This window comes from Mesorhizobium sp. USDA 4413, assembly GCF_056280365.1.
This window is the reverse complement of record NZ_JBVPRP010000001.1, coordinates 3,251,499-3,272,870: the sequence shown is the minus strand read 5'-3', so window position 1 is coordinate 3,272,870 and position 21,372 is coordinate 3,251,499. Positions and strand designations below refer to the sequence as shown.

Here is a 21,372-nt window from a genome sequence, read left to right as displayed (position 1 = left end):
GATCGGGGGAGAGAGGTGGCTGCCGAGACGGAGTGGGGGTCGACCAGCGCTACATTGGACAATGCATGCGCCAAGCTGCCATGCACGCTATCGCCACAGGCCAGCCGCCTGGAAATGTGTGCATACCGCAGCCGAAGTGGGAGGGGCGCCTTAGGTCACTCCGCCGCCACCAGTCCGGCCATCTCGCGGTTCTTCATCAACTTGTAGACGATCGAATCCATCAGCGCCTGGAAGGAGGCGTCGATAATGTTTTCCGACACGCCGACCGTCCACCAGCGGGCGCCGGTGGAATCGTGCGATTCGACCAGGACGCGGGTGATGGCCTCGGTGCCGCCGTTGAGGATACGCACCTTGAAGTCGGCAAGCTCGAGGTCGACGATCTCGCTCTGGTATTTGCCGAGGTCCTTGCGCAGCGCGATGTCGAGCGCATTGACCGGGCCGTGGCCTTCGGCCACCGACATCTTCTCCTCGCCGTCGATCTCGACTTTCACGATCGCTTCGGAGACGGTCTTCAGATTGCCGTTGGCGTCGAAGCGGCGCTCGACCATGCAGCGGAAGGCGGTGACGCTGAAGAACTCCGGCAGGCCGTGCAGCATCTTGCGCGCCAAGAGCTCGAAGGAGGCGTCGGCGCCTTCATAGGCATAGCCTTCGGCCTCGCGCTCCTTGACGACCGCGATCAGGGAGTCGAGCCGGTGATCGTCCCTGGGCACGTCGATGCCGCGCCGCTTCAGCTCGGCAAGGAAGTTGGCCTTGCCGCCCTGGTCGGAAACCATGACCCGGCGGCGGTTGCCGACGGCTTCCGGGGGCACATGTTCGTAGGTCGCCGGCTCCTTGGCCAGAGCCGAGGCATGGATGCCGGCCTTGGTCGCGAAGGCGGAGGACCCGACATAGGGCGCCTGCGCTTCCGGCGCGCGGTTGAGCAATTCGTCGAAGGCCCGCGAAAGCCTGGATATTCCTGTCAGATCTTCGGCCGAAATGCCGGTTTCGAAGGTGTCGGCGAAGGCCGGCTTCAGCGCAAGCGTCGGAATGATGGTGATCAGGTTGGCATTGCCGCAGCGCTCGCCGATGCCGTTCAGCGTGCCCTGGATCTGGCGCACCCCGGCCTCGACGGCGGCAAGGGAATTCGCCACCGCCTGGCCGGTGTCGTCATGGGCGTGGATGCCGACATGGTCGCCGGGAATGCCGCCGGCGATCACCTTTTCGACGATGGCGCGCACTTCCGAAGGCTGTGTGCCGCCATTGGTGTCGCACAGCACCACCCAGCGCGCGCCGGCTTCGTAAGCGGTTTTGGCGCAGGCCAGCGCGTAATCGGGATTGGCCTTGAAGCCGTCGAAGAAATGCTCGCAGTCGACCATCGCTTCCTTGCCGGCGGCGACGGCCGTCTCGACCGAGCTCTTGATCGACTCCAGGTTCTCCTCGTTGCTGCAGCCGAGCGCGACGCGGACATGATAGTCCCAGCTCTTGGCGACGAAGCAGATGGCGTCGGACTTCGACTGCACGAGCGCCGCCAGCCCCGGGTCGTTGGAGGCCGACACCCCTGCCCGCTTGGTCATGCCGAAGGCGACGAATTTCGCGCTCTCGGTCCGCTTCTTCTGGAAGAACGCGGTGTCGGTCGGGTTGGCGCCCGGATAGCCGCCCTCGACATAGTCGATGCCGAACTCATCGAGCAGCTTGGCGATCGCGATCTTGTCCTCGACCGAAAAGTCGATGCCCGGCGTCTGCTGGCCGTCGCGGAGGGTCGTGTCGAAGAGGTAGAGGCGTTGCTTTGTCATGGCAGTAGCTCGAAATGCCGCGCTCCCTCACCGTGGAGCGCGAACGTGCATCACTATTTCCCCGCGAACCGATCCGTCGCCCGGATCAGCCGGTCCAGAATCCCGGGCTCCGAATAGGCGTGGCCGGCGCCCTCGATGAGGTGGAAATCCGCCTTCGGCCAGGCCTTGTGCAGCGCCCAGGCATATTTCGCCGGGCACGGCATGTCGTAGCGGCCGTGGACGATGGTGCCGGGGATGTCCTTCAGCTTCCAGGCATCGCGCAAAAGCTGCCCCTCCTCCAGCCAGCCGGCATGGACGAAATAGTGGTTCTCGATGCGGGCGAAGGCGACAGCATAGTCGTCCTGGGCGAACGGGTCGCTGGTCTCGGGTTCGGGAAGCAGCGTGATCGTCTCGCCTTCCCAGATGCTCCAGGCGCGGGCGGCCTCGACCCGTGCCTTGCGGTCGGAGCCGACCAGCCGCTTGCGGTACGCGGCCATCATGTCGCCGCGCTCGGCCTCGGGGATCGGCGCCAGGAACCGCTCCCATTTGTCGGGAAACATTTCCGAGACGCCGAACTGATAATACCATTCGAGCTCGGCGCGGGTCAGCGTATAGATGCCGCGCACGACGAGCTCGCTGACGCGCTCGGGATGGGTTTCGGCATAGGCTAGCGCCAGCGTCGAGCCCCAGGAGCCGCCGAAGACAAGCCATTTGTCGAAGCCGCACATTGTGCGCAACCGCTCGATATCGGCGACCAGATGCCAGGTTGTGTTGGCCTCCAGCGAGGCGTTGGGCGTCGACTTGCCGCAGCCGCGCTGGTCGAACAGGACGACATCATAGAGCTTCGGATCGAACAGCCGCCGGTGTTTCGGCGAGATGGTGCCGCCCGGGCCGCCATGCAGGAACACGGCGGGCTTGGCGCCCCTGGTGCCGCAGCGTTCCCAGTAAACAATGTGGCCGTCGCCGACATCGAGCATGCCCGACTCGAAGGGCTCGATTTCGGGATAGAGCGTGCGCAACGAACTGCCGTGGATCGTCATAGTTTCAGGCCCTGCTGCGGCCAGTTGGCCGTCTCGTGATCGGGATGCTGGAACGAGATGATCTGCTCCTGCCGCCGGTAGTAATCGGGGTCGTCATGGATCGGCGCCTCGAAGATCTTCTCCACCCAGGGCAGCCGCACGGCGTAGTTGACCTGGATTTGCGGCGCGAGGTCGGAGCGGTCGTCGAAGGCGCCGATGGCGATTTCCAGCCCGCCCGGCTGGCGATAGGTCAGCGGCGTGCCGCAGCGGGGGCAGAAGCCGCGATCGATGTTGACCGAGGATTGGAAATAGCTCGGTTCCTCATGGGTCCATTCGACGCCGTCCTTCGGCACCGTCACAAGAGCGCCGAAGAAATTGCCGAACTGCTTTTGGCACATGCGGCAATGGCAGATGGACGGGCGCCCGAGCTTGCCGTGGATGCGGAAGCGTACGGCGCCGCATTGGCAGCCGCCGGTTCTAACTTCATCGGTCATGGTTTTTCCTCCGGCGGCCATTGGTCGGTGTCGTGGTCTGGATGCTGATACGAGACGAGCTCGGCAAGATAAGGCGCCGACGAGACATCGCCCATCGTCTCCTCGGATGGCAGTTTTGCAATGCCGTCGACATAGGGAAGCTTCGCCTCGACGCCCCACTGGATGGTGGGCGCGATGCCGGGCGGATCGTCGAAGGCGGCGATCGCCAGCGCCACGCCGTCCGGCGCCTCGAAGGTCAGCGGCGTGCCGCATTCGGCACAGAAGCCGCGCCGGGCCGCGTTGGACGAGCGGAAGCGCTTCGGCTCGCCACGCGTCCACTCGAGCCTGGCGCCGCGCACCGAGACCAGCGGAAGGTAGAAATTTCCGCTCGCCTTCTGGCACATGCGGCAATGGCAGACCGAGGCGTCACCCAACGCCCCCTCGACGCGGAAGCGCACGGCGCCGCACTGGCAGCCGCCGGTGTAGACCGGCCTATTGTCGAGGCTCATGACACACCTCCAATCATCGGTTCACTCCGGCTCATGGCAAACCGCCTCGACATTGTTGCCGTCAGGATCGAAGACGAAGGCGCCGTAATAATTGGGATGATAATGCGGACGCAGGCCCGGCGCGCCATTGTCCCTGCCGCCGGCGGCAAGCGCTGCCGCATGGAAGGCGTCGACCTCGGCGCGGCTGCGCGCGGTGAAGGCGACATGCTGGTGGTCCTTCGGCTTGTCCTTGCCGGCGCTCAGCCAAAACACCGGCCGGTCGCGGCCATAGCCGCCGACCTTGGCGCCGCCGGTATATTGCTCAGGCACCATGTAGAGCAGCGAAGCCCCCAGCGGGGCCATCGCCTTGTCGTAGAAGGCCTTCGATGCGTCGAAATCGGAAACGGTGATGCCGAGATGATCGATCATGTAACGAGCTCCTCCGTTGGGGGCGCGGGCACATCGGCCAAGCCGGCCACGATGACGATGTGCTGGCAGACATTGTCGATATCGCGGATCACGTCGTCGTTCCAGAAGCGCCTCACCGCCTGATCTCCCATGTCGTCACGCGTTCGCCGGTGGCGGGGTCCTTGCCGTCCTTGAGCTGCACGCCCTGCGCCAGGAGTTCTTCGCGGATGCGGTCGGCTTCGGCCCAATTCTTGTCGGCAATGAACTTCAGGCGCCGGGCGATCGCCTCGGCGATCGCGGCTTCGTCCACCTTGGCCGCGCCCACGTCGAAGCCGAGGAAGGCGAGTGCCGCCTTCAGCGAAGCAGCGGCGGCGTTCTGACCGTCGCCGCTGAACTCGATGGCCTCGCCGGCGAGCTGCGTCAGCCGCTGGAAGGCAGTGTAGGTGGCGAGGTCGTCCGACAGCGCCTCCACCACTTCGGCCGGCAATTCCTTGGCCGCCTGAGACGCGAGGTCCGCCGCCCGCTTCCATTTGCGCAGCGTGTTCTCCGCCTCCTCCAGCTTGCGCACGGAAAAGTCGATCGGCTCGCGGTAATGCGTCATCAGCATCGCCAGTCTGAGCACCTCGCCCGGCCAGGTGCGGCCGCCGAAAGTCCCGGTCTCCAGCAGCTCATGGATCGAGAAGAAATTGCCGAGGCTCTTCGACATCTTCTGGCCTTCGACCTGCAGGAAGCCGTTGTGCATCCATACATTGGCCATGACCTTGGTGCCGTGGGCGCAGCGCGACTGGGCGATCTCGTTCTCGTGGTGCGGGAAGATCAGGTCCAGCCCGCCGCCATGGATGTCGAAGACCTCGCCGAGATAGGCGGCGGACATGGCCGAGCATTCGATGTGCCAGCCGGGCCGGCCCCTACCCCACGGGCTTTCCCAGCCGGGCTCTTCCGGGCTCGACAATTTCCACAGCACGAAATCGCCGGGATTCTTCTTGTGCGCGTCGACCGCGATGCGGGCGCCCGCCTGCTGCTCGTCGAGATTGCGCTTCGACAATTCGCCATAGTCGGGCATCGAGGCTGTGTCGAACAGCACCTCGCCGCCGGCAACATAGGCGTGGCCGCGCTCGATCAGTTGGCGGATCAGCGACAGCATGTCGGCCTTGCCGTCGGCACGGGGCGCGACGAACTCGGTCGCGCGCGGCTCGTAGGTCGGCGGCAGGCAGCCGAGCGCCGCGACGTCCTTGTGGTACTGGTCGGCCGTCTTTTCGGTGACCTTGCGGATGGCATCGTTGAGCGAGAGCTTTCCGGCCGCGATGTCGCCGCCGAAGTCGCGCAGCGCGCGAGCATTAATCTTGTCGTCGACATCCGTGATGTTGCGCACATACGTGACGTGGCTTTCGCCGTAGAGATGGCGCAACAGACGGAAGAGAACGTCGAAGACGATCGCCGGGCGCGCATTGCCGATATGGGCAAAGTCGTAGACGGTCGGGCCGCAGACATACATGCGCACATTTTGCGGATCGATCGGGACGAATGGTCCCTTGGTCCGCGTTAGCGTGTTGTAGAGGCTGAGGCCCTTTGTTGCGTCCGACATGCGGTCCCGGTCCTTGATTTGGATTCGCTGAAACCAGCTCTGCGCCAAAGGCGCAGATCGGGCTCCAGCCTGCTGGCCGGGGCGTTTGTCCAATCTAGGGAAAGATAAGGCGAAAACGTCCGGACCAGCGCGAGGCTAGCCAATAATGCAAATGCCACAAATGGCGAAAGACGTTTTCATGGCCGGCTTTATCGCGCCGGCGGGTGTTGCCGTCAAGTCGCTCGGCTTAGGAAAGATGTCGCTGGATCACAGGTAAAGACGGGGCGAAACATTTTATTAAACATGTCGGCACAGTGATGAAACATTCGCTGGCTAGACCGCCAGATGTCACGATTTGGACGGAATCAGCCGCCAAACGCTGAGCACGAAACTGTTACCAGGGAAGAGAAACATGGGTCGCAACAAGCAGGAACAGAACCGACAAACGCAGCCGGCTCTCGCCAGCCACTACCGCGCAATCGGCCCTGCGGCAATCGTCGCGGCCCTCCTTCACACTGCGAAGAAGAAGAAGCCCGCGCAGAAGATCGTTTCGCCGCGCGCTGCCTGAAAACGGCACGACCGGCACGGTCCCCAACGATGGGAACGCCGGCGATGAGGGCGCTGGAGCGCCCCTGGAGATGAAGGCCTCCGGAAGCAGCCTCAAGGCTGATAACCTTCGCTAGAACAAGCTCATCTGGTTTTCGTCCGCGCCCGGCTTCGGGCGCCTGGGCTTTTCGGCTTGCGGCGAAACGATGCCGCGCTCCTGGATCTCCGGCCCGGTGTTGGCGACCTTGTTGACAAGGTCGGAAACCGGGATAGCCTCGAAGAAATCGGGCTCGGCGGGCTTCAGCAGATCGAGCACGTCGCGCGGCTCTTGCGTGCGGCAATCGAGCCAGCGGGCGAAGTCGCGCTCCTCGATCACCACAGGCATGCGGTCATGGATATGGGCGATGCCGGCATTCGCCTCGGTCGTGATGATCGCGCCGGTGTCCATCTCGGAACCGCCAGGCTCGGAGTAAGTCTCGATCAGGCCGGCGAAGGCGAGAACGCCGCCGCGCCGCGGGCGGATCCAGTAAGGCTGGCCCTTAGCCGAACCCGACTGCCGCCACTCGTAGAAGCCAGATGCCGGCACAAGAGCGCGACGATGGCGCATGGCTGCCTTGAACGAGGCCTTTTGCAGCACGCCTTCGGAGCGGGCGTTGATGAGCAGCGGAAACGCTTTGGTGTCCTCGGCCCAGGCCGGGATCAGGCCCCAGCGCACCAGCATCGCCTGGCGGTCCGGCAGGTTCGAGCCGGGTTCCCGCGGCGGGCTGGCAAGCGCCATCAGCACCGGCTGTGTCGGCGCGATGTTGCAGCGGGCCGGAAATTCCTCGAGCTCAGCAAGGCCGAGGAAGGCGGCGGTCTGGTCCGGCGTGGCGGTCAGGGCAAAGCGTCCGCACATGGATCTGGGCTCATCGGTTGATGCGCCATGAAAGTGGCGATGGAACCGCCAGGCCGCAACGGCTAAAGCTGGATTCGCCCAATCGGTCCACAAAAGGCTGCAGAAAGATCGGCACGCATGGAACAGCGCAAGATCGTACCGGCCGTTTCCGTCGCCGTAGTGTGCGGCGGCACCGTGCTTCTGGTCAAGCGTGCGCGGGCGCCGTCGCAAGGGCTCTACGCCTATCCCGGCGGCAAGGTCGAGCCGGGCGAAACGCTGGCGGAAGCGGCGGCGCGCGAATTGCTGGAAGAAACCGGGCTGGAGGCGACAGGCTATCGCCCGCTGCGCGACATTCATATCGACGGACGTGCTGAGAATCACGCGGTCGATTACCTGCTGACGGTGTTCGGCGCCGCCTATGCAGGCGGCGAGCCCGTGGCAAACGACGACGCCGAGACCGCGGGGTTCTACACGCTGGCGGAAATGGCAGGGATGCCGCTTGCCGGCGACGTGTTCTCGGTCGCCGAGGAGTTGCTCGGCCCCGCGCAAGGCGCCAGGCGGTGAGCATCCAGAATGGCCTTGCCGGCGACAAAATGTTTCGCCACAAAGCCCTGCCCTTTCATTGCAAGGCTTTGATGACCCGCGCTTCCGCTTATCTCGCCGCGTGCCTCGCCGTCAGCATGGCTGTACCGGCACCGCCGGCGCTCGCCGCCGAGGCGCCTTTCGAGCCTGGATTGATGCGGCTGGCCGAAGTGCTCGGCTCGCTGCATTTCCTGCGCAATCTCTGTGGCGAAAAAGGCGACCAGTGGCGGGTCGAGATGGAAAAGCTGCTGGAGTCGGAAAATCCCGATCCCGACCGGCGCGCCCGCTTCATCGCCTCGTTCAACCGCGGCTACCGCTCCTTCAGCGGCACCTACACGCAATGCACCCCTTCGGCGACCGAGGCCATCGCCCGCTACATGAAGGAAGGCGAGACGCTGTCGCGCGATATCGCCTCCCGCTACGGCAATTGAGCCCCGCTCGTACGGCAATTGAGCCCGGCTCGTCCGGCGGCAATGTCATAAGCATTTTTTTGCGGCGATCCGCGTCAATGTGACGTCCCTTATTGCCTCCTGTCCCGCTCTGGGGCAATCATGTGTTGCACCTGCGCAACAGCGTTAATGAAACGTTAGTGCGCAATTGTGGAATTAACTCAAACTGAAGGTTTTGATGCCGCAAGCCGGTGTAATCGGCTAAGCTCGGCATCGATTGAGGGCAGTCTCTCCGACAATGTAGATTTCGACCCTAAAAATGTCGTATTTACAACGACTTAGTAAAGACTGCCGACGAACTGGCAGACCAAGCCGGATCCATCGGTCGGATCGCTGCTTGCAGAAGGTGGACATCGCAATGGAACATGGTGTCAGCGACATCGACGCGTTGGTCAGGGAAGAAAAGCGCCTGACTGCGGTGGAGAGCCACAGCGAAGCCTGGGCGGAAGGCCTGTCGGCTGGCATTGAGCCGGAAATCATCGCCGAAGCAGCACTGGAGACGGCTTTCGGCGAGATGCTGCGCGCCAATGGCGAGACCTCGGCGCTCGCCTTGCTCGACCGCATGCGTGAGAAAGTGATCGCCGGCGCCTTCGAGCCTGGACGGCTGAAGCACTAGTTCCCCCTTTTCGATAGCGACTTTTTTGCGAGCGACTTTTGACGGCGGCGCGCCGGTTGGGCATCATGCCCATGCTCTTGATTACTCAGAGCGCCGCTCGGATCGGGCCAGGTAACAATGGAGAGGTAAGCGGTGAAACTTTTGATGTCAGGCCGGCCGCACGGGCAGGCCCTCAACATCCTGATCGCCGCTTCCTGCCTTGCGCTGCCGCTGTGCCTCGCCAGCACGCCTTCCTACGCGCTGAGCGAGATCCAGCGCGAGGACCTGCCCTCCCCGGTCACCCCGCCCGCCAATGAGGACAGCGGCGCGCCCGGCGCCACAGTGCCGGTGCCGGAGGCGCCCGGCACCAAACCTACGGACAGCGGCCAACCGGCCGACGACACCGACAAGTCGGAGCCGGAAACGCCGCCCGCCAATGGCGGCATCACCAGCCCGCGCGCCGATCCCGACGCGCGGCCGCCCGCGGTCGTTTACGACCTCAACACGCTTCCCGAACCAGTAAAGCGCATGCATGGGCTGATCATCGAGGCCTGCAAAAGCGGCGACATCGAGAAGCTGAGGCCGCTGATCGGCAAAGGCGATGCCATGACGCAATTGTCGCTGGGCGACATTGACGGCGACCCGGTCACCTTCCTCAAGGGCCTCTCGGGCGACGGCGACGGCCAGGAGATCCTCGCCATCCTTGAAGAGGTACTTTCGGCCGGCTATGTGCATGTCGACACCGGCACGCCGCAGGAACTCTATGTCTGGCCGTATTTCTTCGCGCTGCCGCTCGACAAGCTTGATCCCCGGCAACGCGTCGAATTGTTCAAGTTGGTCACGGCCAGCGACTATGGCGACATGAAGCAGTTCGGCGCCTACATCTTCTACCGTGTCGGCATCACGCCGACGGGACAGTGGCTGTTTTTCGTCGCGGGGGACTGAGCCAAGAACTTCATCTTTTGGCGGCCTCCGGCCATAGGCGAACCGCTTCCTTCCGCAAGGCCGAAATAGCGTCGGTTCCCACCGTAACATCCATTTGGAGAATGTCGGCTGCGTCGCGTAGTTCGCCTTTGTCCCGGAGCTTGCCAACGACCCAAACGACTTTGCGTTCGATGTCGGGGCCATAAGCGGTTTGCGCCTTGTCGAGGGCCTCAGTTGGGATTTGCCCATAGGCCGTGACAAGCATACCCAGATCGAAGGCGTCTCGGTATGCTATTGCACGATCCTGGCATCGGTCGGCATTCGCCAGCAGCTTCTCGGCAAACATGTCTGCAGGCACGAGAGCCGGTATCCTCAAATCCTCGTCGAAGTGACCGCGCAAGTCGATTCGGCCTTCCCGGACGACTTCAAACCGGATCGGTTGGCCTTTGAGGCGTACAACGGTCCTCAGGCCATATTGATCGATCTGGAAATCCCGGATGGCTTCGACGGGTTCGGGGAAAAAGGCCCGAACGCCAAGTTCCGAGGCTCGTGTCCGCAGCTCGCGGTAGCCGCCGGCATCGGCGCAAAGGAAATCCAGATCCAGTGACCGACGATACTCGCCGAGTTTCATGACAATGGCCGTGCCCCCGCCAAACCAGCATTGGGTGGCCGTCAGAAAGTCACGATCCATCAGCCCGAGGGCTTCGGCAATTATCCTGTGTTCCGGCTTTCCGAACGCCTTCACGATCTCTGCCCGCCGTAATCCCTTCCGGCGCAGCGGTTGCGCGCGTCGAGGATAGAAAGATGGATTGTCACGATGTGGTCAGAAGGATGCCGTGGCCAAATTCGTCAGCCAACCTCATGATAAGCAGCTTCTCACGTGCCGTAAGGCGCTTTTGATCGACAAAACGCCAATTGCGCTCGTAAAGGGCAAAGGCCTCTTTCGCGGGGATGGGGCGCGCGACATCGCGGTTCCAGGTGAGAGCCTGGAGCTCGGGAAAGTCTGCAGGAATGATCGGCGCAATATTCGCGGTCATAGTGCGCTCAAGATAGTGCAGAGCGCTTAACAAATCCAATGCTGGCGGAGACTAGACCGGCAGCGCTTCGGAAAACTCCACGGCCTTGCCCTGGCCGAACGTGACGATCTCACCATCCCACATGACGCGCGTGCCGCGCAGGATGGTGCCGACCGGCCAGCCGGTAACCTCCTTGCCGTCATAGGGCGTCCAGCCGGCCTTGGAGCCGGCCTGCGCGTTGGTGATGGTCTCGCGCCGTTTCAGGTCGACGACCGTGAAATCGGCATCGTAGCCGGCCGCGATGCGGCCTTTCCTGGCCATGCCGAAAATGCGCTGCGGACCATGGCTGGAAAGGTCGACGAAGCGCTGCAAGGTGAGCCGGCCGGCATTCACATGGTCCAGCATGATCGGCACCAGGGTCTGCACCCCTGTCATGCCCGACGGCGAGGCCGGATAGGGCTTTGCCTTCTCGGCCAACGTATGCGGCGCATGGTCCGACCCCAGCACGTCGACGATGCCTTGGGAAATGCCGTGCCAGACGCCGTCGCGGTGGCGGGCGGCGCGCACCGGCGGGTTCATCTGGATCAGCGTGCCAAGCCTGGCATAGTCGTCGGCGCTCAGCGTCAGATGGTGGGGCGTGGCCTCACAGGTCGCGACGTCCTTGTGCTTTTCGAGGAAGTCGATCTCCTCGGCCGTCGAGATGTGCAGCACATGAATGCGCGCGCGCGCCTGCCTGGCGATGCGCACCAGCCGCTCCGTGCAGCGCAGCGCCGCGACCTCGTCGCGCCAGACCGGATGCGACGACGGATCGCTCTCGATGCGCTCGCCGAGCCGTTCGCGTAGGCGGAACTCGTCCTCCGAATGGAAGGCTGCGCGGCGGCGGGTGTTGCGCAGGATCGAAGCGACGCCCTCGTCGTCCTCGACCAGAAGATCGCCGGTGGACGAGCCCATGAACACTTTTATGCCGGCGGCGCCCGGCAGCCGCTCCAATTCGCCGACATCACGGGCATTGTCGCGCGTGCCGCCGACCCAGAAGGCGAAGTCGCAATGCATGCGGTTCGTGGCACGCCGCAACTTGTCGGCCAGCGCTGCCTCGCTGGTGGTGAGCGGATTGGTGTTGGGCATTTCGAAGACGGCGGTCACGCCGCCCAGCACCGCGGCGCGGGAGCCGGTCTCCAGGTCTTCCTTGTGCTCCAGACCCGGTTCGCGGAAATGCACCTGGCTGTCGACGACGCCCGGCAGGATGTGCAGGCCCGTGCAGTCGATGGTTTCGCCGGCCGAAGCTTGGCCGAGATCGCCGATCCGCGCGATGCGGCCGTCCTTCACGCCGATGTCGCGCCGGCCCTCGCCGTCATGATTGACCACCGTGCCGCCTGTCAGGATGAGGTCGAAGGTGGTCGCCATGGGCAGGTCCAATCTCTTGCGGGGGGAGTGCGGCCGGCTTACGTAATGAGCGAACGTTTTGCAAGATCAGGCCGATTTCACACCCATGCCCTTTGCCCGCCTCAAAGATCGTGCGCTCATTTCCGTGTCAGGCCCGGATGCCGAGCATTTCCTGCAGAACATCCTCACCACCGATCTCGATACGCTGAAGCCCGGCGAGGCAAAGCCCGGCGCGCTGCTTTCGCCGCAGGGCAAGATCCTGTTCGATTTCCTGATCTCGCGCGCCGGCGACAACGGCTTCCAACTGGAATGCCGGGCCGACATCGCCGACGACTTCGTGCGCCGGCTGATGCTTTACCGGCTCAGAGCAAAGGCTGAGATTGTCAAGCAGGATCAGGTGCTTGTCACCGTCGAATGGGAGGGTGATTCAACCGGCTCACTTTCCGATTCAAGCGCGCTTGCCGACACGCGGTTCCAAGATATCACGGTCAGGCGCAGTTATGGCGGCGAAGCACGGGACGGCGGCGACCCGAATGGCTGGCTGAACATGCGCATTGGCTACGGCATTGCAGAAGGCAGTTCCGACTACCAACTCGGTGACGCTTTCCCGCATGACGTTCTGCTCGACGAGACCGGCGGCGTCGGCTTCAAGAAGGGCTGCTATATCGGCCAGGAAGTGGTCTCGCGCATGCAGCATCGCGGCACGGCCAGACGCCGTGTCCTGATCGCTTCGGCCGACACCCTCCTGCCCGTTCCGGGAACCGAGCTCACCGTCGCCGGGCGGCCCGTAGGCACGCTCGGCTCTGTCGGCGGCCGGACCGGTCTTGCGATTGCCCGCATAGATCGCGTCAAGGCCGCGGTCGATGCAGGTGAAACCATTATGGCCGGCGATGTTCCTGTGACACTTGCCATCCCCGCCTGGGCGAAATTCACCTTCCCGCAGGATGCGGTAAGCGCGGAGGAGGCCTGATGGCGGCCGACCGGGCCGGCGCGCCGCCACGCGCCTGGCAACGCATGCTGTCCGGCCGGCGGCTCGACCTGCTCGACCCCTCGCCGCTCGACATCGAGATCGCCGACATCGCGCATGGGCTTGCCCGCGTCGCCCGCTGGAACGGCCAGACCAGCGGCGACCATGCCTTTTCCGTCGCGCAGCACTCGCTGCTGGTCGAAGCGCTTTACGGCGAGCTGGTGCCGGAGGCCACCGCCGAGGCGCGGCTTGCGGCGCTGCTGCACGACGCGCCGGAATATGTCATCGGCGACATGATCTCGCCGTTCAAATCGGTGATGGGCGGCTCCTACAAGGACTGTGAGGTGCGCCTGCAGCGCGCCATCCACCTGCGTTTCTCGCTGCCGGCGGAGCTTAGTGCGGCCTTGCGCAAGGACATCAAGCGCGCCGACCAGATCGCCGCCTATTACGAGGCCACGCTGCTGGCCGGCTTCTCGACGGCGGAGGCGACCGAGTATTTCGGCCGGCCGCGCGGCTTCTCCGCCGACCGTTTCGACTTCACGCCAAAATCCGTGACCTGGGCGCAAACGGCTTTTCTGAAGCGTTTCAAGATGCTGGAAGCCAGGCGCCAGTCTTCGCTTGCGGTAAATTCAGTCCCATAAGAACGCTAAATTAACCGGCAACCCTGACAGTATTGCGTTCGGTCACGGTCCGAAGGCGTGCTCATGCCTGGCGCTCATGTCAAGACTGGTTCGGTCGCCGGCAAGCGAAGAGCGGCCGCTATTGGCCCGGTTCGACGAATAGCGGAAGAACTTCGTGCCCAGAACGAGCGCTTCGCGGCGGCTGTCGAGAACATGTCGCATGGGCTGTGCATGTTCGACGCCGATGAGCGGATGATCATCTGCAACCGCAACTACATCGACATCTTCCGCCTGGACGCCAAAGTGGTGAAGCCGGGCATTCGGTTCTTCAACATCCTGCAGCACAGTGTCGACATCGGCATCGCCGCGCAGAGCGCCGACGAGCTTTATGCCATCCGCAAGCCTTACATCGACGGCGCCAAGCCTTCGACCTATGAGGAAATTCTGTCGGACGGACGCATCATCGTCATTTCGCACCGGCCGATCGCCGTTGGCGGCTGGGTGTCGATCTACGAGGATGTGACGGAGCAGCGGCGCGCAGAAGCCGAATTGAAAGAGCAATACCGCCGCTTCGACGCTGCTTTGGCCAACATGTCGCAAGGCCTGCTGATGTACAACGCCGAGGGCCGCCTGATCGTTCGCAACCAGCGCTTCCTGGATCTTTGCAACGCGAAAGCCGCGGATTTCGCGCTCGGTATGACGCACAGTCAGATGCTGAAGAAACTCGTGGCTCTCGGCATCTTCGTACCCGTTGAAGTCGACAACGAGGTGTCAAAGACGAAGGCTGCCCTGGACGCGGGCGAGTCGCGCTCGAGTTATCGCGAACTCGTCGACGGCCGCACGCTGTTTGTCTCCCGCCGGCCGCTCGCCGGCGGCGGCTGGGTGGCAACCTTCGAGGACGTGACCGAACGGCGCCGGGTCGAAGAGCGCATGACGCATCTTGCGCATCACGACACGCTGACCAATCTGCCCAACCGATCGATGTTTCGCGAAAAGCTGGATCAGGCGCTCGGCGAGGCCAAGGCCAAGCCGCTGGCGATCCTCTCGCTCGATCTCGACCGATTCAAGGCCATCAACGACACGTTCGGTCACCCGGCCGGAGACTGGCTGCTGAAATGCGTCGCCAAGCGGCTGCAACATGCCGTGCGCGGCAGCAAGGACGTGGTGGCGCGCTTCGGCGGCGATGAGTTCGCCATCATCCAGTCTGGCATCAAGAGCGCCGCCGACGCCGAAAAGCTCGCCAAGCGCGTCGTCGAGATCGTCGGCAAGCCCTATCGCGGCAAGGGGCGCGAAATGCATGTGGGCGTGAGCCTCGGCATCGCACTTTACCCCGCCGATGGACACGATGCCGACACGCTGCTCGCCAACGCCGACATGGCGCTTTACCGGGGCAAGAGCGAAGGGCGCAACGTCTATCGCTTCTTCGAGCCAGGCATGGATGCGCTGATGCGGGAGCGCCGGGCGCTCGAGGCCGATCTCGAAGCAGCACTCTCCAAGCGCGAATTCGAGCTGGATTTCCAGCCGATCCTGGACATCGCCTCCGGCAAAATCGTCGGCGCGGAAGCCCTGATGCGCTGGCGCTCGCCCTCGCGCGGCCTGGTATCGCCGGAAAACTTCGTTGCCGCCGCCGAGGAGACAGGATTGATTGTGCAACTGGGCGACTGGGCGCTGCGCAAAGCATGCAACGTCGCCGCCAATTGGCCCCGGGACATGCGCATGGCCGTCAACGTCTCGGCCGCGCAGATCAAGAGCGGCGGCTTCGCCCGCAGCGTGATCTCGGCGCTCGCCTTTTCCGGCCTGCCGGCCGACCGCCTTGAGCTCGAAATCACCGAAACGGTGATGATGGACGAGAGCGACGCGGTGCTAAGGACGCTGAGCCAGTTGCGCGGCCTCGGCGTGCGCATCGCGCTCGACGATTTCGGCACCGGCTATTCCTCGCTCGGCTATCTGCGACGCTTCCCCGTCGACAAGATCAAGATCGACCGCTCCTTCATCCACGACCTCGACAAGCGCGACACGGCGGCGATCGTGCGCACGGTGATCGGCCTCGGCGCCGAGCTCGGCATCACCGTCACCGCGGAGGGTGTCGAGACCGAAGCGCAGCTCGACATGCTGCGTAAGGCCGGCTGCGGCGAGGCGCAAGGCTATCTGATCGGCGTGCCGAGCAAGGCGTCCGACATCGGCCGGCTGCTGCGTTCGCAGGCGCTGCAGCGCCAGTCGGGCTGAGTGACGCCGTCCGTCAGCGTAGCGCCCCGATATATTTCTCGTGGAAGCTCACATAGCCGGGCTCGACCACTTTGAGATGCCGCTCGATCAACCGGTGGAATTCGGGCAGCTGATGGAACGGCACGCCGGGATAAGCGTGGTGCTCCGCATGGTAAGGCATGTTCCAGGCGAGCTTGCGCACGAACCAGTTGGTCAGCGTCGTGCGGGTGTTTTCCAGCATGTTGGCGACGAAGGGACAGCGGCCGTGCTCGGCCAGCAGATAAAGCCTGAGAAAGGGCTGGCCGAGCAGCGCCGGCACGATCCAGACATGGAGCAGCACCAACGCCTTGAACCAGACCGCAAGCGCCAGCAGGACGACATAAGACGCGATCATCGCCCGCGCCTCGGCCTTCACCTTCGGCAAGCCCTTCGGCGGCACGTAGCTGTCGCGGCAGCGCCCCATTGCATTGGTGTAGAGCGTCTTGAAATGCCCCCACCACACCGGCAGGCCGGACACGTGGACGATATACTGCCGCATCGTCTCGGGCTTCGGAAAGGCGAGCTCCGGATCGTTTTCGGGGTCCTGGGTGAAACGGTGATGGGCGAAATGGAAGTAGCGGAACCAGTCGGCCGGCAGCGCGATCGCCAGGCTGCAGAAGCGCGCGACGGCATCGTTCAGCCACTGCGTTTCGAACGCCGTCCTGTGCACGGTCTCATGCAGCAGCGTGAACAGGAAGACGATCAGGATCCCCTGCGGCAGCATCAGGACCGGCCAGAACGGCACTCGTGCTCCGATCAGCGCGCCCAGGACGATGATCGCGCCGAGATGGAGCGCGAACTGGACAAGACCCGGCCCATCCGATTTGCCGGTCAGCCGGTTGCGCTCCTCATTCGTCAGCGAGGCTATGACCGAGCGATGGTCGACGGTTGCGTCGTGGTCGATTGCGTTCATGAGACCACGATAGGCAGAAATAAACCTTTCGAAAACCGAGGATTTCTGCGAAATAGATAAGGTCACCTTATCTTTCTAATTGCCATGGTCGCCCTTCCCTCCTTGCGCGGACTTCAAGCCTTCGAAGCGGCGGCGCGCACAGGCAGCTTTGCGGCCGCGGCGGAGGAACTGTCGATTTCGGCCGCGGCCGTCAGCCAGCTCATCCGAACCGTCGAGGAGCAGATGGGGCGCAAACTGTTCCATAGGGTCAACAGGCGCGCCGTGCTGACCGAGGCCGGGGTGGAGATGCTGCCAAGGCTTACCATGGCCTTCCGGGAAATCGGCAGCGTCGCGCGCGATGTCGGCGGCGATGCATTCCGGCCGAGGCTCATCGTTTCCGTACCGCCTTCGATGGCGATGGGCTGGCTTTCGGAACGCATCGTCCGCTTTATCGCGTCCCATGGCGCCGCGGACATATCGCTGAGAGGCGACGACGATCCGGTGCCGTTCGATCATGAATTGATCGATATTCGCCTCTCCTACGGCCCGCACTATCGGGAGCATCCGACCGAGGAGATCGTCAGGGACGCTGTCTATCCCGTCTGCGCGCCGGCGCTGGCCAGCTCGAACGGATCCGAACGTCTTGCCGGCCTGCCGCTCATTCACACCGACTGGGGACCGACCGGCGCGTCCTTTCCGTCCTGGCGCAACTGGTTCGAAGCGGCAGGCATCGAGCCCGGCCGGACCGCGCAGCGCGGCCTGTCGGCCAACTCGTCGCGAGCGGCGCTCGACCTTGCCATTTCAGGGTTGGGCGTGGCGCTGGCGCAAGGCATCTATTGCGCCCAGGCGCTGGAGAATGGCAAGCTGGTGCGAGCCGCCGCGCCATTCCTGGAACTGCGCCAGCCCTATTGCCTGACGATCCCCGAACGCAGCACAAGGCGCGATGTCGTGGGCGCGTTCCGCGAATGGCTGGTCGGGGAATGCGTGCGCGCCGTCAAATCGCCGGCACTCAGCGCCCAGTCATCCACGGGCTAATTCAGGGAATTATGGTGACGGAGCACCCATTTCCTGCGCCCCTGCCCCGCTTTTCCGTCGAACGAAGTAGTAGGAGATTTTTGATGCCGCTCGAACTCATCAATCCATCTGATCTGCCGGTTCCAGAGATGTACACGCAGGTTGTCGTCGCGACGGGATCCAAGCTGGTTTTCATCTCGGGTCAGCAGCCCGAAGACATACATGGCAAGCTTGTCGGGCATGGTGATTTTGCGGCGCAAGCGCGCCTGGCGTTCGGCAATCTCGGCCGAGCGCTTAATGCGGCGGGTGCAAGGCCGGACCAAGTCTCCAAAATCACGGTCTACATCGTCGACTACAACCGCGATGAGCACGTTCCGATCATCGAAGCCGCGCAGATTTCGCTGTTTGGAGATCACAAGCCAGCGAATGTGATTGTCGGCGTGGCGATAATGTCCCCTGGCTACCTCATAGAGGTCGACGCGATAGCGGTCATTTGACCAGGGGGCCGGACGCTACGCGCCCTGACGCCTTTTAAAGATGCGCCGCCAGCGCCGCGACCATGTCCTTGCTGGTGGCGACCGGCACGATCTCGAACTCGACCAGGTCGTTCCATTCGATGGCCCAGCGCTGCAGGACCGTCACGTCATCGGCTTCCACCAGCATGAAGCAGCGGCTCATGTCGCCTGCGATCTAGCTGTGATGCACGACAAGCTCCTCCGGCTTCAGCCGGCCCTTGTCCCGGAAGCGGCGGTAGATCTCCTTGCGGTTCGCACCGTGAAAATCCTCGATCACGAAGAACAGCATTCTTTCCCTCGGTTTGAATGATTGGGAATTGAGGAACTGGTGAACTGAAGAACTGAAGAACTGAGGAGACTAGGACGAGGAGCTGAGAAAGCGAAGGCGGATGGCTCCGCCAGACACCCGTTCTTCAATTCCTCAATTCCCCGGTTCTTCAGTTCCTCAATTCCCCAGTTCCTTTTTCTCCCACTGCTACTTATCCGGCCTCTCCAGGCGTTCCAGGAACCATTGCGTCAGACGCACCCAAAGCTCGTCCTTCTCGCCCGAATCCTCCCAGCCATGGTCGAGATTGGGATTGTCGTTGACCTCGATGACGAAGACGCCGTCCTTGGTCTCCTTGAGGTCGACGCCGTAGAGCCCGTCGCCGATGCATTTTGCCGCCTTCACCGCCGTCTCGACGACATGCGGCGGCGTCTGCTTCAGCGTGAACGTTTTTATTCCGCCCTGGTCGGGCTTGCCGCTGGCCTTGTGGTTGACGATCTGCCAGTGCTTCTTCGCCATCAGATAATGCACGGCAAACAGCGGCTGGCCGCCGAGCACGCCGACCCGCCAGTCATATTCGGTCGGGATGAATTTCTGTGCGATCAGCAGGTCGGAATCTTCCAGCCACTCGGTCGCGAGCTTGGTCAGCTCCGCCATGTTCTCGCATTTCTTGACGCCGCGCGAGAAGGACGAATCCGGGATCTTCAGCACCAGCGGAAAGCCCAGCGTTTGCGCCGCCACCTCGAAGTCGGATGTGCCGGCGATCATCACCGTCGGCGGCACCGGCACCTTGTTGTAGGTCATCAGCTCATTGAGATAGACCTTGTTGGTGCAGCGGATCATCGACAACGGATCGTCGATCACCGGCATGCCTTCCTGCTGGGCGCGGCGCGCGAAGCGGTAGGTGTGGTTGGAGATCGACGTGGTCTCGCGGATGAACAGCGCGTCGTAATTGGCAAGCTTGGCGAGGTCCTTCCTGGTGATCGGCTCGACCTCGACGCCCATCTTCTCGGCGATCCTCGCCCAGTAACGCAGCGAGGAGATTTCCGACGGCGGCAATTCCTCATGCGGATCGACCAGCGTCGCGAACGTATAGCGGGCCGGCGTGCGGCCCTTGGTGTCGCGCCATTCGCGGTTGGTGTAGGTGTCCAGGCATTGCAGGAAGACCTGTTCTTCGTCCTCGCTCATGCGGGCGAGCGGCAGGAAGCCGATCTTGCGGATCGAGGCCCATTCGGCGCTGTCCTTGATGTGGACTTCGAGCGCCGGCGCGCGGAACCAGTCGAACAACAGCTTGGCGAAACGGTCCCACACTTTCGACGGACCGATGCCGAAGAAGATCGCCACCTTGGCCGGAAACGTCCCGCCAAGGTCCTTGCGGCATTTGTTCAAGGCAAGCTCGAGCTCCGGCAGCGCGTGCTCGTAGAGCTTGCGCTCCGAAAGGTCGATCATGGTCTCGACCGTCGGGATGACCCTGTGGCCGCGCGAGCCGGCCAGCAGCGAGGCGTAGTAGCCGCGGCTCTGGTAGCCGTAATTGTTCGACAGGTTGATCACCTTCGGCCGCTGGCCCCGGAACAGCGCCGGATGCGCGAGATAGTCGCGGTTGGTGATGATCTTGTGGGGTGTGGCCACCTGATCGATGTCGTTCTGCCTGCCTGTCAGGATAACCCAGGTCATTGTCTCAGCGTTTTCCCAGAGTGATGGCCGCGCGCAAGCCGTCGCGGCCGAACTGCGCCATGTTCATGAAGATATCGTAGGGCACCGGAATGTTAGCGGCATCAAGGATCGTTTCCTGCCTTTCATCCTCGACCCAAGGGTCGTGGATGAGGATATGGTCGCCATCGTCGCCGATGGCCAGCACCCAATGCGGCACCTTCTTGCCGAACATCAGGAAGCCGCTGACCAGCACGATAACCAGCTTCCCCTCGGCTAGGGCGTCACGGATGTCGCCGATGCCGAACGGACGGTAATTGACGGGAATGCCGTATAGCTCGGCGCGACGGCGGAAATCGACCTGGGCGAGCTCCATCACCCGGCGCTTGTCCTCGCTTCGCACCGACTGCAGGAACAGCGCGCCATAGAAGGAGACGAATATTTCGGCGGCGAGCCCGCTCTCATATCCGGCGACCGCCAGACCGAAGGGCTCGCAGCCGCCGGGACCCGACATCATGAAGACCGTGGTCGCCTCGCGCCACAGGCGGATTTCCATGACCGGATCGGGCACGAAGCCACCGTCGAAATTGGCCATCGCCATCATCAGGCAGCAAGGGCCGCAGGTGAACTCGCAGGTCTGCTGGTAGAACGGCACCTTGGTCGCGGTCGGCGTGTCGCCGCGCAGCGTCTTTTCATAGCGCAGCGCGGTCGCGCCATCCTCGTAATAGTCGGGCTCGCGGCCCAATTTCCGATAGCCGGCCTGTTCGTAGATGCGGATGGCGCGCTGATTGTCCTCGCGCACTTCGAGGCGCAGCAGCAGCCGTTCGTGCTCGAAGGCCGCCTCCTCGGCAGCCGCCAGCAGAAGCCGGCCAATGCCGAGATGGCCGAAGAAAGGTCCGACGGCGATGGAATAAAGCCGCGCGACGCCGCTGCCCTTGCGAAACAGCACCACTGCATAGCCGGCGACGCGGCCCTCGTTCTCGGCCACCAGCATCTCGGCGGTTTCCCGCTCGATGAACTGGCGGAAGGAGCGGCGCGAGAGCCTGTCGCCCGGAAAAACAGCCTTCTCGATGGCGGCGAGGTCATCGACGTCTGACGCGCGGGCCTTGCGGATCTCGGCAGGCATGCGGGCT

Annotated in this window: 23 protein-coding genes and 2 pseudogenes; 10 read left to right on the top strand and 15 right to left on the bottom strand. The window is 63.4% G+C overall.

Features of this window, described 5'->3' with window-relative positions; genetic code table 11:
* Window positions 1-155 precede the first annotated feature (155 nt).
* The 7 genes and pseudogenes from cimA to cysS form a co-directional block, all read right to left on the bottom strand.
* Window positions 156-1,772, bottom strand: a complete 1,617-nt coding sequence (gene cimA, locus ACVMIM_RS15640; protein ID WP_476113023.1) for a citramalate synthase — start codon at window positions 1,770-1,772, stop codon at window positions 156-158.
* Window positions 1,773-1,825: 53 nt separating this feature from the next.
* On the bottom strand, window positions 1,826-2,791 hold the full coding sequence (gene pip, locus ACVMIM_RS15635; protein WP_476113021.1) for a prolyl aminopeptidase: 966 nt from the start codon (window positions 2,789-2,791) through the stop codon (window positions 1,826-1,828).
* Window positions 2,788-3,264, bottom strand: coding sequence for a GFA family protein (locus ACVMIM_RS15630; protein ID WP_278052411.1), 477 nt, complete (start codon window positions 3,262-3,264; stop codon window positions 2,788-2,790). The genes pip and ACVMIM_RS15630 overlap by 4 nt, the downstream gene beginning before the upstream one ends.
* The gene (locus ACVMIM_RS15625) at window positions 3,261-3,752 is read right to left on the bottom strand and encodes a GFA family protein (protein WP_476113018.1); all 492 of its coding nucleotides are present in this window, start codon (window positions 3,750-3,752) and stop codon (window positions 3,261-3,263) included. Before ACVMIM_RS15625 ends, ACVMIM_RS15630 begins: the two co-directional genes overlap by 4 nt.
* 21 nt (window positions 3,753-3,773) lie before the next feature.
* On the bottom strand, window positions 3,774-4,160 hold the full coding sequence (locus ACVMIM_RS15620) for a VOC family protein (protein WP_278052408.1): 387 nt from the start codon (window positions 4,158-4,160) through the stop codon (window positions 3,774-3,776).
* Window positions 4,157-4,276 (bottom strand): annotated as a pseudogene (locus tag ACVMIM_RS15615) (endonuclease domain-containing protein); the annotation flags it as partial. The gene ACVMIM_RS15620 and the pseudogene ACVMIM_RS15615, both read right to left, overlap by 4 nt.
* Window positions 4,273-5,724 carry a cysteine--tRNA ligase gene (gene cysS / locus ACVMIM_RS15610; RefSeq protein WP_476113016.1) on the bottom strand — a complete coding sequence of 484 codons (1,452 nt, stop codon included), beginning with the start codon at window positions 5,722-5,724 and terminating at the stop codon, window positions 4,273-4,275. The pseudogene ACVMIM_RS15615 and the gene cysS, both read right to left, overlap by 4 nt.
* Before the next feature lie 391 nt (window positions 5,725-6,115).
* On the opposite strand from cysS, the gene ACVMIM_RS15605 reads away from it, so the two are divergent.
* Window positions 6,116-6,271, top strand: coding sequence for a hypothetical protein (locus tag ACVMIM_RS15605; RefSeq protein WP_476113014.1), 156 nt, complete (start codon window positions 6,116-6,118; stop codon window positions 6,269-6,271).
* A gap of 111 nt (window positions 6,272-6,382) precedes the next feature.
* On the opposite strand, the gene ACVMIM_RS15600 is transcribed toward ACVMIM_RS15605, so the two are convergent.
* The gene (locus ACVMIM_RS15600; RefSeq protein WP_476113012.1) at window positions 6,383-7,144 is read right to left on the bottom strand and encodes an SOS response-associated peptidase; all 762 of its coding nucleotides are present in this window, start codon (window positions 7,142-7,144) and stop codon (window positions 6,383-6,385) included.
* A gap of 117 nt (window positions 7,145-7,261) precedes the next feature.
* On the opposite strand from ACVMIM_RS15600, the gene ACVMIM_RS15595 reads away from it, so the two are divergent.
* The 4 genes from ACVMIM_RS15595 to ACVMIM_RS15580 all read left to right on the top strand — a co-directional run bounded on the left by ACVMIM_RS15595 (window position 7,262) and on the right by ACVMIM_RS15580 (window position 9,694).
* Window positions 7,262-7,687 carry an NUDIX hydrolase gene (locus ACVMIM_RS15595; protein WP_476113011.1) on the top strand — a complete coding sequence of 142 codons (426 nt, stop codon included), beginning with the start codon at window positions 7,262-7,264 and terminating at the stop codon, window positions 7,685-7,687.
* A 71-nt stretch (window positions 7,688-7,758) separates the two neighbouring features.
* The gene (locus ACVMIM_RS15590) at window positions 7,759-8,136 is read left to right on the top strand and encodes a TIGR02301 family protein (protein ID WP_278052417.1); all 378 of its coding nucleotides are present in this window, start codon (window positions 7,759-7,761) and stop codon (window positions 8,134-8,136) included.
* A gap of 376 nt (window positions 8,137-8,512) precedes the next feature.
* Window positions 8,513-8,770 carry a hypothetical protein gene (locus tag ACVMIM_RS15585; protein ID WP_041002042.1) on the top strand — a complete coding sequence of 86 codons (258 nt, stop codon included), beginning with the start codon at window positions 8,513-8,515 and terminating at the stop codon, window positions 8,768-8,770.
* A 132-nt stretch (window positions 8,771-8,902) separates the two neighbouring features.
* Window positions 8,903-9,694, top strand: coding sequence for a hypothetical protein (locus tag ACVMIM_RS15580; RefSeq protein WP_476113009.1), 792 nt, complete (start codon window positions 8,903-8,905; stop codon window positions 9,692-9,694).
* 10 nt (window positions 9,695-9,704) lie between these two features.
* Here the strand turns inward: ACVMIM_RS15580 and ACVMIM_RS15575 are convergent, their stop codons facing one another.
* From ACVMIM_RS15575 to ACVMIM_RS15565, 3 genes are all read right to left on the bottom strand, one after another.
* Window positions 9,705-10,364, bottom strand: coding sequence for a nucleotidyl transferase AbiEii/AbiGii toxin family protein (locus tag ACVMIM_RS15575; RefSeq protein WP_476117242.1), 660 nt, complete (start codon window positions 10,362-10,364; stop codon window positions 9,705-9,707).
* 121 nt (window positions 10,365-10,485) lie between these two features.
* Window positions 10,486-10,710: a hypothetical protein gene (locus tag ACVMIM_RS15570; protein ID WP_476113007.1), complete on the bottom strand. Its 225-nt coding sequence runs from the start codon at window positions 10,708-10,710 to the stop codon at window positions 10,486-10,488.
* A gap of 51 nt (window positions 10,711-10,761) precedes the next feature.
* Window positions 10,762-12,093, bottom strand: coding sequence for a dihydroorotase (locus ACVMIM_RS15565; RefSeq protein ID WP_476113006.1), 1,332 nt, complete (start codon window positions 12,091-12,093; stop codon window positions 10,762-10,764).
* An 85-nt stretch (window positions 12,094-12,178) separates the two neighbouring features.
* Here ACVMIM_RS15565 and ygfZ point away from each other — a divergent pair, with 85 nt between their 5' ends.
* From ygfZ to ACVMIM_RS15550, 3 genes are all read left to right on the top strand, one after another.
* Window positions 12,179-13,042, top strand: coding sequence for a CAF17-like 4Fe-4S cluster assembly/insertion protein YgfZ (gene ygfZ, locus ACVMIM_RS15560; protein ID WP_476113004.1), 864 nt, complete (start codon window positions 12,179-12,181; stop codon window positions 13,040-13,042).
* Window positions 13,042-13,680: a YfbR-like 5'-deoxynucleotidase gene (locus ACVMIM_RS15555; RefSeq protein ID WP_476113002.1), complete on the top strand. Its 639-nt coding sequence runs from the start codon at window positions 13,042-13,044 to the stop codon at window positions 13,678-13,680. Before ygfZ ends, ACVMIM_RS15555 begins: the two co-directional genes overlap by 1 nt.
* Before the next feature lie 63 nt (window positions 13,681-13,743).
* A complete protein-coding gene (locus ACVMIM_RS15550) occupies window positions 13,744-15,885 on the top strand; it encodes a putative bifunctional diguanylate cyclase/phosphodiesterase (protein WP_476113000.1) in 2,142 nt (713 codons plus the stop codon).
* Between the two features lie 13 nt (window positions 15,886-15,898).
* On the opposite strand, the gene ACVMIM_RS15545 is transcribed toward ACVMIM_RS15550, so the two are convergent.
* Window positions 15,899-16,816 carry a fatty acid desaturase family protein gene (locus ACVMIM_RS15545; RefSeq protein WP_476112998.1) on the bottom strand — a complete coding sequence of 306 codons (918 nt, stop codon included), beginning with the start codon at window positions 16,814-16,816 and terminating at the stop codon, window positions 15,899-15,901.
* 84 nt (window positions 16,817-16,900) lie between these two features.
* Here ACVMIM_RS15545 and ACVMIM_RS15540 point away from each other — a divergent pair, with 84 nt between their 5' ends.
* Both ACVMIM_RS15540 and ACVMIM_RS15535 read left to right on the top strand, forming a co-directional pair.
* A complete protein-coding gene (locus ACVMIM_RS15540; protein ID WP_476112997.1) occupies window positions 16,901-17,830 on the top strand; it encodes a LysR substrate-binding domain-containing protein in 930 nt (309 codons plus the stop codon).
* An 83-nt stretch (window positions 17,831-17,913) separates the two neighbouring features.
* The gene (locus ACVMIM_RS15535; protein WP_476112995.1) at window positions 17,914-18,306 is read left to right on the top strand and encodes a RidA family protein; all 393 of its coding nucleotides are present in this window, start codon (window positions 17,914-17,916) and stop codon (window positions 18,304-18,306) included.
* Between the two features lie 34 nt (window positions 18,307-18,340).
* Here the strand turns inward: ACVMIM_RS15535 and ACVMIM_RS15530 are convergent.
* From ACVMIM_RS15530 to ACVMIM_RS15520, 3 genes and pseudogenes are all read right to left on the bottom strand, one after another.
* Window positions 18,341-18,613 (bottom strand): annotated as a pseudogene (locus tag ACVMIM_RS15530) (DUF3303 domain-containing protein).
* A gap of 186 nt (window positions 18,614-18,799) precedes the next feature.
* On the bottom strand, window positions 18,800-20,263 hold the full coding sequence (locus tag ACVMIM_RS15525) for a RimK family protein (RefSeq protein ID WP_476112993.1): 1,464 nt from the start codon (window positions 20,261-20,263) through the stop codon (window positions 18,800-18,802).
* A 4-nt stretch (window positions 20,264-20,267) separates the two neighbouring features.
* Window positions 20,268-21,365 (bottom strand): peptidase C39 family protein, encoded by a 1,098-nt coding sequence (locus tag ACVMIM_RS15520; RefSeq protein WP_476112991.1) that lies wholly within the window; start codon window positions 21,363-21,365, stop codon window positions 20,268-20,270.
* Window positions 21,366-21,372: the final 7 nt, after the last annotated feature.